The sequence below is a fragment of the Parvibaculum indicum genome, from assembly GCF_011762095.1.
Classification (GTDB): Bacteria; Pseudomonadota; Alphaproteobacteria; order Parvibaculales; family Parvibaculaceae; genus Parvibaculum; species Parvibaculum indicum.
This window is the reverse complement of the sequence record NZ_JAASQO010000003.1, coordinates 297,826-309,621: the sequence shown is the minus strand read 5'-3', so window position 1 is coordinate 309,621 and position 11,796 is coordinate 297,826. Positions and strand designations below refer to the sequence as shown.

General features: G+C 63.0%; 12 protein-coding genes. 5 read left to right on the top strand and 7 right to left on the bottom strand.

Translation table 11 applies throughout. From position 1 onward, the window contains the following. The 3 genes from FHS78_RS05785 to FHS78_RS05775 all read right to left on the bottom strand — a co-directional run bounded on the left by FHS78_RS05785 (window position 1) and on the right by FHS78_RS05775 (window position 3,976). Complete coding sequence (locus FHS78_RS05785) at window positions 1-1,020, bottom strand: substrate-binding domain-containing protein (RefSeq protein WP_167091766.1); 1,020 nt, start codon at window positions 1,018-1,020, stop codon at window positions 1-3. Window positions 1,021-1,270: 250 nt separating this feature from the next. Beyond that, a complete protein-coding gene (locus tag FHS78_RS05780; protein ID WP_167091601.1) occupies window positions 1,271-2,680 on the bottom strand; it encodes an ATP-binding protein in 1,410 nt (469 codons plus the stop codon). A gap of 78 nt (window positions 2,681-2,758) precedes the next feature. Next, the gene (locus FHS78_RS05775) at window positions 2,759-3,976 is read right to left on the bottom strand and encodes an acyl-CoA dehydrogenase family protein (RefSeq protein ID WP_167091598.1); all 1,218 of its coding nucleotides are present in this window, start codon (window positions 3,974-3,976) and stop codon (window positions 2,759-2,761) included. A gap of 153 nt (window positions 3,977-4,129) precedes the next feature. Here FHS78_RS05775 and FHS78_RS05770 point away from each other — a divergent pair, with 153 nt between their 5' ends. Next, entirely contained in the window at window positions 4,130-4,954 is an 825-nt protein-coding gene (locus FHS78_RS05770) for an SDR family NAD(P)-dependent oxidoreductase (protein ID WP_167091595.1), read from the top strand. A 35-nt stretch (window positions 4,955-4,989) separates the two neighbouring features. On the opposite strand, the gene FHS78_RS05765 is transcribed toward FHS78_RS05770, so the two are convergent. Continuing rightward, a complete protein-coding gene (locus FHS78_RS05765) occupies window positions 4,990-5,622 on the bottom strand; it encodes a TetR/AcrR family transcriptional regulator (protein ID WP_167091577.1) in 633 nt (210 codons plus the stop codon). 109 nt (window positions 5,623-5,731) lie between these two features. Between FHS78_RS05765 and FHS78_RS05760 the strand changes: the two genes are divergently transcribed. The 4 genes from FHS78_RS05760 to FHS78_RS05745 all read left to right on the top strand — a co-directional run bounded on the left by FHS78_RS05760 (window position 5,732) and on the right by FHS78_RS05745 (window position 8,395). Beyond that, a complete protein-coding gene (locus tag FHS78_RS05760; RefSeq protein ID WP_167091573.1) occupies window positions 5,732-6,604 on the top strand; it encodes a metal-dependent hydrolase in 873 nt (290 codons plus the stop codon). A gap of 11 nt (window positions 6,605-6,615) precedes the next feature. Continuing rightward, on the top strand, window positions 6,616-7,131 hold the full coding sequence (locus FHS78_RS05755; protein WP_205305211.1) for a styrene oxide isomerase: 516 nt from the start codon (window positions 6,616-6,618) through the stop codon (window positions 7,129-7,131). 137 nt (window positions 7,132-7,268) lie between these two features. After that, entirely contained in the window at window positions 7,269-7,502 is a 234-nt protein-coding gene (locus FHS78_RS05750) for a putative quinol monooxygenase (RefSeq protein WP_167091568.1), read from the top strand. 14 nt (window positions 7,503-7,516) lie between these two features. Beyond that, window positions 7,517-8,395 carry an alpha/beta fold hydrolase gene (locus tag FHS78_RS05745; protein ID WP_167091563.1) on the top strand — a complete coding sequence of 293 codons (879 nt, stop codon included), beginning with the start codon at window positions 7,517-7,519 and terminating at the stop codon, window positions 8,393-8,395. Here FHS78_RS05745 and FHS78_RS05740 read toward each other — a convergent pair. From FHS78_RS05740 to FHS78_RS05730, 3 genes are read right to left on the bottom strand one after another with little or no spacing between them, the layout of a single operon-like run. Then, window positions 8,392-8,811 carry a DUF1330 domain-containing protein gene (locus tag FHS78_RS05740; RefSeq protein ID WP_167091560.1) on the bottom strand — a complete coding sequence of 140 codons (420 nt, stop codon included), beginning with the start codon at window positions 8,809-8,811 and terminating at the stop codon, window positions 8,392-8,394. The two genes, FHS78_RS05745 and FHS78_RS05740, sit on opposite strands and share 4 nt — an antisense overlap. Further along, complete coding sequence (locus FHS78_RS05735) at window positions 8,786-9,508, bottom strand: TetR/AcrR family transcriptional regulator (protein WP_167091557.1); 723 nt, start codon at window positions 9,506-9,508, stop codon at window positions 8,786-8,788. Before FHS78_RS05735 ends, FHS78_RS05740 begins: the two co-directional genes overlap by 26 nt. Before the next feature lie 46 nt (window positions 9,509-9,554). Next, complete coding sequence (locus tag FHS78_RS05730) at window positions 9,555-11,747, bottom strand: copper-transporting P-type ATPase (RefSeq protein WP_205305210.1); 2,193 nt, start codon at window positions 11,745-11,747, stop codon at window positions 9,555-9,557. Window positions 11,748-11,796: the final 49 nt, after the last annotated feature.

Genomic DNA, 11,796 nt, shown 5'->3' with positions numbered 1-11,796 from the left:
TTACATCGGCTTCATTTCAGCCACGGTTTCCTGAACTTCCTTCAGTTCGTTCGCCGGCAGCGGCACGAGGCCGTATTCGGCGAGCGGGCCGTCGGGGCCGGCCATCGCGTCGCTCATGAAGAACGTCGCATATTCCTTGAGGCCCGGGATCACGCCGACATGGGCCTTCTTCACGTAGAAGAAGAGCGGACGGGAGACCGGATACTCACCCTTGGCGATCGTCTCGACGGAGGGGTTGATGCCGCCCATCGTGGCAACCTTCAGCTTGTCGGTGTTGTTCTCGTAGAAGGAGAGGCCGAACACGCCGATGGCTTCCTTGTTCGACTGCAGGCGGCCGAGCGTTTCGGTATAGTCGCCGTCGATGTCGGTGGAGGCGCCGTCGGTGCGCAGCTTGATGCAGGCCTTCTCGGCGGCCTTCTTGTCCATGCCACCATCCTTGTAGATGTCGAAGCCGCCCGCGGCTTCGCAACCGGCAAGGATCACCTTGTCTTCGAACACTTCACGCGTGCCGTGCTTTTCGCCCGGGATGAACGCCTTGATCTCCCAATCGGGGAAATCCGGGTTCACGTCGGACCACGTCTTGTTCGGGTTGGCGACCATCTTGCCGTCGACCGGAACTTCATTGGACAGGGCCAGGAACCAGTCCTTCGGCTCGAAAGCGAAAGAGGGACCGTTCACGTCGGACGCGAACACGATGCCGTCATAGCCGATCTTGACCTGGACGATTTCCTTCACGCCGTTTTCGGCGCAAGCGGCGACTTCCTTGTCCTTGATCGAGCGGGAGGCGTTCGCAACGTCGATATATTCCTCGCCGATGCCCTGACAGAACTGCTTCAGGCCGGCGGAGGAGCCGCCGGATTCAACGACGGGGGTCTTCAAGTTCGGGAACGCCGAACCGAACTGCTCGGCCACGATCGTGGCGTAGGGCAGCACCGTCGACGAACCGGCGATCGAAACCTGGTCGCGCGCCTGGGCAACGCCCGCTACGCCGAGAGTGGCGACGACAACGGTCGCGGCCATCGTCAGATTCTTGAGTTTCACGATTAATCTCCAGTCTGTGAGAGCTGGACACGGGGCACCCCGAAACGGCTTCCCCCTTTGCCGCAGCTGTTCTTACCTTCAGGCGGAGCGGACGCTAGAAGCGACTGACTAAGCGTTTACGACGCTTACGTGACACTTTTTTGAAGGTGAGGGCGGAAACCCAAGGAAACCCTGGGATTCGAGGGAATCCGAATATGAAATAATTTGAAAATCCGGCAATGAAATCAGGCTATTGGGCGGCCCGGACGCTCGCGGATGCGTCATTTTGGGCCGCCGCGTCGTCGGTCTCCCCGGCGGGGCCGATTGTGGCGCCCCGGCCGGTCTCGGCCACGGGAATCTGAACGACGAAGGTCGTTCCCTTGCCGATTTCGCTCTCGATGGCGAGCGTGCCCTGATGCCGGTTCACGATATGCTTGACGATGGCAAGGCCAAGGCCGGTGCCGCCCCGGGCCCGCGAGGTTGCCGCGTCGACGCGGTAGAAACGCTCGGTCAGCCGCGGAATATGCTCGCGCGCGATGCCGGGCCCGAAATCCCGGACGGCCAGGCGGACGACATCGCGGCTGCCCCGGGTTTCCCGGGACAGGCCGATTTCGATTCGCTTGCCCGACTGGGCATAGCGCAGGGCATTATCGACGAGATTCTGGATAATCTGGGCCAGTTCGTCGCGCTCCCCCCTGACGGGCGGCAGGGTGGCCGGGGCCGAGGCGACAAGCTCCACGCCCGAATCGCGCGCGATCGGCGTCAGCGCATCCATCACGTCTTCCACCACGCCCTGCAGGTTCACCAGCTGGTCCGGCAGCACATGCTCGCGCAGTTCGATGCGCGACAGAGAAAGCAGGTCGTCGATCAGGCGGCGCATGCGCTGCGCCTGATCGCTCATGATCCCGAGGAATTTCTCGCGCGCGTCCGGGTCGTCCTTGGCGTGGCCGCTCAGCGTGTCGATGAAGCCGGAGAGCGAGGCCAGCGGCGTTTTCAGCTCGTGGCTGGCATTGGCCACGAAGTCCACGCGCATGGATTCGACGCGCTTGGCTTCCGTGAGATCGTGAAGCAGCACCAGGACGAGAAAATTCTTCCTCGGCCCCGGGCCCTCGCCTTCGGTCTCGATCGGGGTGACGAAGGCATTGAAGTGGCGCTCGACCGGTACGGGCAACGTGTATTCGACCGAGCAGGCCGGCCCGCCCTTGAGTACCGATTCGATGCAGGAAATGAGCGGCGCATTGCGCAGCACGGTCGCGACATGCTTGCCGACCGCCTGTTTGACGACCAGCGGCTCCGCGGCGCTGTTGCGCAAGAGGACACGCCCCGCCCCGTCCAGCACGATGAGCGGATCGGGCAGACGGTCGAGAATGGTGAGCGACGGACCGCCGCCAAGCGGGGTCGCGCGTTTTTCGCCCGAGGCGCGCGAGACCCGGACGGGCCGGCTATCGCCGGCAATCGCACCGCGCGCCAGCACAACGATGAGGATGAAGCCATATGCCGCGAGCGCCGCCGCGACATGGATGGCCCCGCCGAGATAGAGCAGGCCGAACACGATGGTGACGGCGGCGACATAGGTCCGCGACCCGGACCAATGCGTCACATGGTGCCGCATCGCGCTCCAGCTCTTTCCGGGCTCTTCCTGATCCGGGGGCACTACCACCGGCTTTTCATCCTCACAAATTCGTCCGTGGACGGTTTCATCGGCAGACCGCGAATCACCGTGTGATTCATCATAACATCAGGCCCCGAAATCCCAGCTCGCGCCTTCCTGATAGCATTTGAGGACGTTCTTCGCGATGACAATACGATGAACTTCATCCGGCCCGTCGGCGAGGCGAAGCGTGCGCGCGCCCATATACATGCCCGAAAGCGGCGTGTCGCCCGAGACGCCCAATGCGCCATGTACCTGGATGGCACGGTCCACCACGCGCTCGAAGGCGGCGGGCACGAAGACCTTGATCGCCGAAATATCCGTACGCGCATCGCCGCCCGCCTCCATCTGGTGCGCGCAATGCAGCGTCATCAGCCGGGCCGACTGGATGTCCATATAGCTGTCGGCGATGAAGCCTTGCGTGAACTGCTTCGACGCCAGCGTGCCACCATGCACCTCGCGCGTCATCGCGCGTTTGCACATGAGATCGAAGGCCCGCCACATCTGGCCGATCGAGTTCATGCAGTGAAAGACGCGGCCCTCGCCCAGCCGGTCCTGCGCGGCCTGATGGCCGGTGCCGGTCCGCCCGAGCTGGTTTTCAAGCGGTACACGGACATTTTCGTACCGAATTTCACAATGGTCGCCATTGGTGTGACCCCAGACCGGCACGGAGCGGATAATGTTCACGCCGGGCGTATCCATGGGCACGATGATCTGGGTCATCTTGTCCCTGGTGCCGCCCTTGCCGTCATCCTGCTCGGTGCGGCACATGACGATGGCAATATCTGCGCGGCGGCCGTTGGAGGTGAACCATTTATGGCCGTCGATCACCCAGTGGTCGCCGTCCTTCACCGCGCGTGTCTGGATGGCATAGGGGTTGGAGCCGGGCTGGTCCGGCTCGGTCATCGAAAAGCAGGATTCGATCTCGCCCGCGACGAGGGGCTCCAGCCATTTCTTCTTCTGCTCGGGTGTGCCGTATTTCAGCAGGATCTTCTGGTTGCCGGAATTGGGCGCGACCACACCGAAGAGCCGCGCGGAAAAGGGGCTCCAGGCCATGACCTCGTTCATATAGGCATGGGCCAGAAAGCCGATCCCCATGCCGCCATATTCCTCCGGCAGATGCGGCGCCCAGAGACCGAGCTCCTTTACCTTGTCCCGGATACCGGCACGAACGGCCTCGGCCTCGTCGCCGCCCTTGTAGAGAACCGGTTCGGCCGGGATGATCTCCTCATTCACGACCTTTGCCGTCATGAGCCTGATGTCGTTGATCCGGTCGTCGAGCCCGGCGATGGGTTTGATGTCCATTTTCGCCTCCTCCCCTTGTCGTTGGGCGGCATTCTAGGGGGAGAAAGGCCGATGGGGCCAACCGCAACACATAAAGACAAGCAACCACGTGAATAAGGCCGGGAAATCGCCTAGTGTCTGCCGGTTTGAACACAGCAGGAGAACGGATAGTCCATGACGGAGATTGCCGGAAAAGTCGCCACCATTACCGGCGCCGCGAGCGGGATCGGCCGCGCCACCGCCATCGCCCTAGCCCGGGAAGGCGCCACGGTCTGCGCCTCGGATCTCGACAGGGAAGGCCTGGCTGAGACCGCCAAACGGATCGAGGCGGCCGGCGGCAAGGTCTCGACCTATCTGCTGGACGTGGCCGACAAGGACGCCGTTTTCGCCTTCGCACAGGATATCGAAACGAGCTATGGCGGCGCCGATATCGTCATCAACAATGCCGGCGTCGCCCAAATCGCCAAGGTGGAGGAACTGTCCTTCGACGATTTCGAATGGGTGATGAATATCGACTTCTGGGGGATGGTCTACGGCACCAAGGCCTTCCTGCCGCAGCTTCAGGCCAAGGGCGCGGGGCACATCGTGAATGTGTCGAGCATTTTCGGGATCATCTCCGTTCCCTCCCAGGCGGCCTACAACTCGGCGAAGTTCGCCATTCGGGGCTTCACCGAGGCGCTGCGCCACGAGCTTCAGCGCACGGACATCAAGGTCTCCAGCGTCCATCCCGGCGGCATCAAGACCAATATCGTGCGCAATGCGCGCTTCCTGCAGTCCACCCAGGCGACCACGCGGGAGGAAGCGGCTTCCGGCTTCGACAAGATCGCCCGGACCACGCCGGAGCGCGCCGCGCAGGTCATCCTCAAGGGCATCCGGAAAGACAAGGGCCGCATCCTGATCGGCCTGGACGCCCATCTCATCGATTGCATGCAGAGGCTGATGCCCGCGTCCTATGGCAAGCTCATGTTCCGCAAGGAAATGGGGCTGGAAGACATCTGAGCCCCCTAACCACCCAAGCCCGGACGGGTTGCGGGCTAGCGAGGCAGATCGCGAGCCAGCGCGCGGCGGGCCGACCGTTCGAAAGCGGGGTCGAGATAGGGCGCCAGTATGTCGAATAGCTGGCTCGCGCCGTCGGCCATGTCTTCGTGTTCGATGGTGCGCTTGCCGGATATCTGCAGAAAACGGATCCAGTTCATCCATATCAGCCAGGTATTGAGCGCGACGGACCGCAACCCGCCGCGCCCGCCCGGACGTGTCATGTTGCCGTCCTTCACGATCTGGCCGGCGATCCGCTCCAGTTCGCCGATGCCCCAGTCCTGAAGGGCGCGGTAGCGGGCGGCGAGCGCATCGTCCCGGCGCAGAAGCCCCAGCAGGCCGCCGAAGAAGAAACGGTAGCGCCATGCGAGGTCGAAACTCCGCAGGTAAAAGGCGGCGAACCGCGCCGGCGAGATCGGCGGGCCGACATCTTCGACGAGCACCGCGCGCAACTCCCTGTCCAGCTCATCGAACAGAACCCTGACGATCTCTTCCCTGTTCCTGAAGTGGTAGTAGAGATTTCCGGGGCTGATACCCAGCTCCCCGGCGATACGCGTGGTCGTGCCGGCTGCCGCGCCCTCCTCGTTCATGAGGTTGAGGCTCAATTCCAGAATGCGTTCGCGATTGCTCATCCCCTTTTCATACTACCCGTGTGCGACGGCTCCAAGGCTTGACACCCCGGCGAATTAGATCAAATACTCTAATTAGACTATTTACTCTATTCCGCGGGAGGGGAACGACATGAGCGCCGAAATGCGCATGACAATCCGGCGGATGGGCTTTGCCTATCCACCGGCCATGAAAGGCCACTGGAACCGCAAACGGCCCGAGTTCTCGCAGCTCGTCAACGCGGCCTCGCTCGCCATGCCCTATCTGGAGCCCTATCTCATTCGCACCATGCGAAAAGCCCGGCCGCTGGTGCGCGAAGACGCGCTGCACCGGGAAATCGACTCCTATGTGGCGCAGGAGGCAACGCATTTCCGGCAGCACCGGAAATTCAACGACGAGCTGAAAGCCCGTGGCTACACATCGGTCGACGCACTGGAAGCAAAGCTCGACGCCTCCTATGCGGAGATCGAAGCCACGCATTCTCTCGCCTTCAACCTCGCCTATGCGGAAGGGTTCGAGTCGATGGCGCTCGCCATCGGCCAGATGCTCATCGAAGATCGCGACTATCTGTTCGGCGGAAGCGAAAGCGGCGTCGCCTCGCTGGTGCTCTGGCATTTCGTGGAGGAAATCGAACACAAGAATGTCGCCTATGACGTGTTCGACCATGTGGCGGGCGGCTATTTCCGGCGCGTCCATGGCTTCCTTTACGCCATGACACATATCTTTCTGCTGACGCGGCACGGATACCGGACCCTGCTCAGGGAAGACGGGCTCTGGCACGACCTGAGATCGCGGTTGCGCCTCGCCGGATTGCTGCTGCGCATCTTCCGCAAGCTGACACCCAGGCTCCTGCGCATTCTCGTTCCCGGATACACCCCCAGACGGGTGCCCGATCCGGATTGGGCATTGGCGTGGGCAGCGCTTTTTTCGGCCGATCAAGATGCCGCGGGACGGCTCGACACGGATCAGCTTCGGCGGCCCGCGCCCGTGCCGCGTGGCTTATGAGAAGAATGAAGATGGCCCCTTCCCTGCACTCCACCGCCGCGACGATGACAGAACGCATGCGCGGCCTCCTGTTCTTCAATGGCGTCGCGCTCCTCGCGCTGGCGATCGTCATCGGCTGGATCTGGTTTTTCGCCCTGCTGGGCCGGATCGTCCTCTGGCCGCTTCCGATCGACATTCCGGTTTCCCTACCGGACGATTCGAGAGCCTGGCGCATGGCCCATATGGAAGCGATCACGCAGGGGCTGATGCTGATGGCTTTCGGGATCGGCGGACAATTCATGCGTCTGACGCCGAGACTGTTCACCTGGTTCTTCTGGTCGGCGCCGATTACGGCTTGGCTTTTCACCGTGCCTGCCGTCTTCAATGCGATTTTCGGCACGCGCGGCCTTGCCTTTGGCGGCGGCCCCTTCAAGCCCGGCCTTGCCAACGACATCATCTATCTCTTCGGCTGGCCTCCGGTGCTTGCCGTCCACATCATGCTGGGGCTCGCGCTTTATGGCGTGTGGCGGTACATTTCGGAAAAATAACCGGCATTCGACAGGCCGGTCTCCGACACTGCACACAGCCCGTCACAAGCCGGGCAAGGAGGCAGAATGATCGTCGTGACGGGCACATTCAGGATCGCCGAGGCAAGCCGCGAGAAGGCAGCCGGCATCGCCGCACCATGGCGCGCGAGACGCGCGAAGAGCCGGGCTGCATCGCCTATGGCTTCTACGAAGACATCGAAACGCCCGGCCTCTTCCGCATTTACGAGGAATGGGAAGATGAGGCAGCATTGACCTCCCATTTCGAACAGCCTCACATGGCCGCCTTCGGCAAGGCGATGGCCGATATCGAGGTTCTTTCGGTAGAGACGAAGAAATTCGAAGCCGGTCCCGCCGGACCGGTTCGCGGCTAGGAGAGACACTCCCGATGGAAGAACGGATCGGCCCCGCCTCCCACATCTATTTTTCGCAACGCCTGCGGCTCCACTATGTCGACTGGGGAAATGAAAACGCCTCGCCCATGCTGATGATCCATGGCGGGCGCGACCATTGCCGTAACTGGGACTGGACGGCGCAGGCGCTGCGCAACGACTACCACATCATCGCGCCGGATCTGCGCGGCCATGGCGACAGCGACTGGATGCTGGGCAGCACCTATCAGATGAACGACTATGTCTATGACATTGCGCAGCTCATCCATCAGAAAGACCTCGCGCCGCTGACCATCGTCGCGCATTCCATGGGCGGCGCAGTGGCGCTGCGCTATACGGGACTTTATCCGGAAAACGTGAAGAAGCTTGTCGTCATCGAAGGGCTCGGCCCCTCGCCCAAAATGCTCGAAAAGGGCAAGGACGTGACGACGGACCAGCGTATCCGCAACTGGATCGACGAAACGCGCAAGCTCTCCGGCCGCCAGCCGCGCCGCTATGCCAGCATCGAGGAAGCCTATAAGCGCATGCAGGACGAGAACCCGCATCTCTCGCCGGAGCGCGCGCGGCACCTCACCATTCACGGCGTGCACCAGAACGAAGACGGCACCTATAGCTGGAAGTTCGACAATTACGTGCGCGTCTTTCCGCCGACAGGTTTCGACGAGGAAACCACGACCTATCTCTGGTCGCGCATCACCTGCCCGACGCTGCTCATTCGCGGCACGGAAAGCTGGGCAAGCGACCCTGTGAAGGACGGTCGCGCGAAGCATTTCCAGAATGCAGAGGTCGTGAATATCGAGGGTGCAGGCCACTGGGTCCAGCATGACAAGCTGGACGAGTTCCTGAGCGTGACGCGGGATTTTCTGAAGGACTAGACGCCGAGAGCGCCGGTATCCATGCACTGGATGAGCGCGGTGCGTTCCAGTCCGGCGGTGCGATGGGGTAGCGCTTCGCGGTAGTCGGCTTCGGAGGTCATTTCGAGGAAGGCCTTGCGGGAGGGATAGCGCACCAGCACCACCGCGTCCCAGTCGTCCTTCTCTGTGCCGACGACGAGCTGCTCGCGCGGAGACTGCCAGAGGATGCTGCCGCCGACGGATTTGATCTTCTTCTGCGCAACCTGGCCGTAGAGCCCGTAGGCTTCCGCACCGCCGATGCCGCCTGCGTCGCGGCCATCTTCATAAACGGCCTTGTCGCGGAACTTCAGCAGATTGACCATGACGATGGGCGTCGTCTGGTCGGCCTTCATCAGCGCATCGAGCTGCGCCTCAGTCGGCTCGAGCTTTTCGCTCATCGGTTTTCCTCCCCCTGGATTTCACAGCCGGCGTCAATGCGGCCTCGGTTTCCGCCGAGACGGGCGCCGTCAGCATGCCGAGCAGGCCGTCGACGAGATTCGCCGTGAAGAATTCGCGCGCCGCGACATCCTTCAGCGCATCGTGACGACGCGTCCAGATGGCGAGCGCGCTGATCGCCATCTCCAGCATGAAACGCTGGCGCTGTTCGGCGACATCCGGCGGCAGGTCGTTCAGATAATCGGCCAGCAGAATATTGACCCGGGTCAGGCCGTCATAGCGCCCCCAGACCGTCATGCGGGGCAAATCGAATTGCGGATCGCCCAGCACCTGCGCCACGAAACGGGCAAAGCGTACACCGTCCCTCGTATGCAGCAGTTCGAAGATCGGCTGGAAGGAGATCTTCACGACCTCGCGGAGATCGGGCTTTTCGCCGCTCGCCGCCAGATCGTCGAGCAATTGCGAGCGGCGGGCATCCAGCACATCGGCGCGCTGACGCAGGATCGCCTCGATCAGCGCCTTTTTCGATCCGAAGTGATAATGCAGCGCGGATTCATTGCGCTGCCCCGCCGCCGCGTTGATTTCCTTCAGCGTCACGGCATGGATGCCGCGCTCGCCGAACAATTGCTCGGCGGCGACGATCAACCTCTCGCGCGTGTCGCTGCTGCGGTTTCCCGCTTTACTCCTGGTCCCGGACATGAGGCGAGACTAATGACCCCCATTATAACGGTCAATGGGAACGAGCTCACAGTTTGAGCCCGCGCAGGCGCAAAGCATTGCCGATTACGGAGACGGAGGAAAGGGACATCGCCGCCGCCGCGAAGATCGGGCTCAGAAGGAGACCGAAAACGGGATAGAGAACGCCCGCCGCGATGGGCACACCCGCCGCGTTGTAGATGAAGGCGAAGAACAGGTTCTGGCGAATGTTCTTCATCGTTGCGCGGGAGAGTTCGCGCGCACGCGCAATCCCCATCAAATCGCCTTTCACCAGTGTCACGCCCGCGCTTTCCATGGCGATGTCGGTGCCCGTGCCCATGGCGATGCCGACATCGGCCACAGCGAGCGCCGGGGCATCGTTGACGCCGTCGCCCGCCATGGCGACCACGCGGCCCTCGCCCTGCAGCCGCTTCACCGCCTCCGATTTCTGATCGGGCAGGATTTCCGCCTCCACCTCGTCGATGCCGAGTTCGCCGGCAATGGCGCGCGCCGTGCGTTCATTGTCGCCGGTCAGCATGACGATACGCATGCCGTCCTCACGCAGGCGCGCAATCGCATCCGGCGTCGTCTTCTTGATCGGGTCGGCAACGGCGAGGAGCCCCGCCAGCGCGCCGTCCATCGTGACGAACATCACGGTGGCGCCCTTGTCCCGCAGCTCGTCGGCCCGGGCGGAAAGCTTGTCCGCCGCGATGCCCAGATCGTCCAGCAGGTGCCGGTTGCCCAGCGCCAGCTTGCGACCGTCCACCGTGCCGGTAACGCCCTTGCCCGACGGCGCATCGAAATCCTGCGCATCGGCCAGCGACAATCCCCGCTCCTTCGCGGCTTCCATGATGGCGTCGGCGAGCGGATGTTCGCTGCCGCGCTCGAGGCTCGCAGCCAGACGCAGGAGGTCGTCCTCGCTCACGCCGTCCGCCGGTTCCACCGAGGTCACCCGCGGTTTGCCTTCGGTCAGCGTACCCGTCTTGTCCACGACCAGCGTGTCGACCTTCTCCATCAGTTCCAGCGCATCGCCGTTGCGGATCAGCACACCGAGATTGGCGCCGCGTCCCATGCCGACCATCAGCGACATGGGCGTGGCAAGCCCCAGCGCGCAGGGGCAGGCAATGATGAGAACGGAGACGGCGGCGACCAGCGCATAGCCGAAAGCGGGGCTCGGTCCGGCAAAAGACCAGACGATGAAGGCGATGACCGCAACGGCGATCACGGCGGGAACGAAATAGCCCGCCACCTTGTCGGCGAGGCCCTGAATGGGCGCGGAGCTGCGCTGCGCCTCCGCCACCATGTTCACGATGCGCGAGAGCATGGTTTCCATGCCGACCTGCTCGGCCCGCATGACGAAGGTGCCGGTGCCGTTGAGCGTACCGCCGATGACATTGTCGTCCTCGGCTTTTTCGACCGGAACGCTTTCGCCGGTGATCATGGACTCGTCGACCGAGCTGCGGCCGTCGATCACCACGCCGTCGACGGGCACGCTTTCGCCCGGGCGCACGCGCAGGCGGTCGCCCTTCTCGACCTCGCCGAGATCCACTTCCTCGTCGTCGCCGCTCTCGGTCAGGCGCCGGGCGGTGCGCGGCGCAAGGTCGAGCAGCGCGCGCAGCGCCTCGCTGGTGCGGTCGCGCGCCCTGAGTTCCAGCACCTGCCCCAGCAGCACGAGCACGATGATGACGGCGGAGGCCTCGAAATAGACCGGCACCGTGCCGTCCTCGTTGCGGAAGGCGGTGGGGAAAATATGGGGGAAGAAGATCGCCACCACCGAATAGGCATAAGCGGCGCCCGTGCCCATCGCGATGAGCGTGAACATGTTGAGATTGTTCGTCACCACCGAGGACCAGCCGCGCTGGAAGAACGGCGCGCCCGCCCAGAGCACGACGGGTGTCGCCAGCGCGAACTGGACCCAGCCGCTCACAACCGGGGAAAGGCCGAAATCCGTGTGAAACAAATGACCGCCCATTTCCAGCACGAAGACCGGCAGCGCCAGGGCAAGGCCTACCCAGAAGCGCCGCGTCATGTCGATCAGCTCTTCATTCGGCTCGGCATCGCGCGTCACCGTCATGGGCTCCAGCGCCATGCCGCATTTCGGACAAGTGCCGGGGCCATCCTGAACGATCTCGGGATGCATGGGGCAGGTATATTGCGCGCCGGGAATCACCGGCGGGGGCGTCTTGTCCCCGCCGCCATGGCAATGATCATGATGGTGGCAGCAGCTTTCCTGTTCGCTCATGGTCTCTTTCCCGCAGGGAGGTCCGGTTTTCATCCCGGAACGTAATGCT

What these genes read in the sequence shown, in the direction of transcription:
- FHS78_RS05760 (WP_167091573.1), top strand. Translation starts at nt 5,732, where the DNA reads ATGAGCGCCGAAATGCGCATGACAATCCGGCGGATGGGCTTTGCCTAT.
- FHS78_RS05730 (WP_205305210.1), bottom strand. Translation starts at nt 11,747, where the DNA reads ATGAGCGAACAGGAAAGCTGCTGCCACCATCATGATCATTGCCATGGC.
- FHS78_RS05750 (WP_167091568.1), top strand. Translation starts at nt 7,269, where the DNA reads ATGGCGCGCGAGACGCGCGAAGAGCCGGGCTGCATCGCCTATGGCTTC.
- FHS78_RS05765 (WP_167091577.1), bottom strand. Translation starts at nt 5,622, where the DNA reads ATGAGCAATCGCGAACGCATTCTGGAATTGAGCCTCAACCTCATGAAC.
- FHS78_RS05785 (WP_167091766.1), bottom strand. Translation starts at nt 1,020, where the DNA reads ATGGCCGCGACCGTTGTCGTCGCCACTCTCGGCGTAGCGGGCGTTGCC.
- FHS78_RS05775 (WP_167091598.1), bottom strand. Translation starts at nt 3,976, where the DNA reads ATGGACATCAAACCCATCGCCGGGCTCGACGACCGGATCAACGACATC.
- FHS78_RS05770 (WP_167091595.1), top strand. Translation starts at nt 4,130, where the DNA reads ATGACGGAGATTGCCGGAAAAGTCGCCACCATTACCGGCGCCGCGAGC.
- FHS78_RS05740 (WP_167091560.1), bottom strand. Translation starts at nt 8,811, where the DNA reads ATGAGCGAAAAGCTCGAGCCGACTGAGGCGCAGCTCGATGCGCTGATG.
- FHS78_RS05745 (WP_167091563.1), top strand. Translation starts at nt 7,517, where the DNA reads ATGGAAGAACGGATCGGCCCCGCCTCCCACATCTATTTTTCGCAACGC.
- FHS78_RS05735 (WP_167091557.1), bottom strand. Translation starts at nt 9,508, where the DNA reads ATGTCCGGGACCAGGAGTAAAGCGGGAAACCGCAGCAGCGACACGCGC.
- FHS78_RS05755 (WP_205305211.1), top strand. Translation starts at nt 6,616, where the DNA reads ATGGCCCCTTCCCTGCACTCCACCGCCGCGACGATGACAGAACGCATG.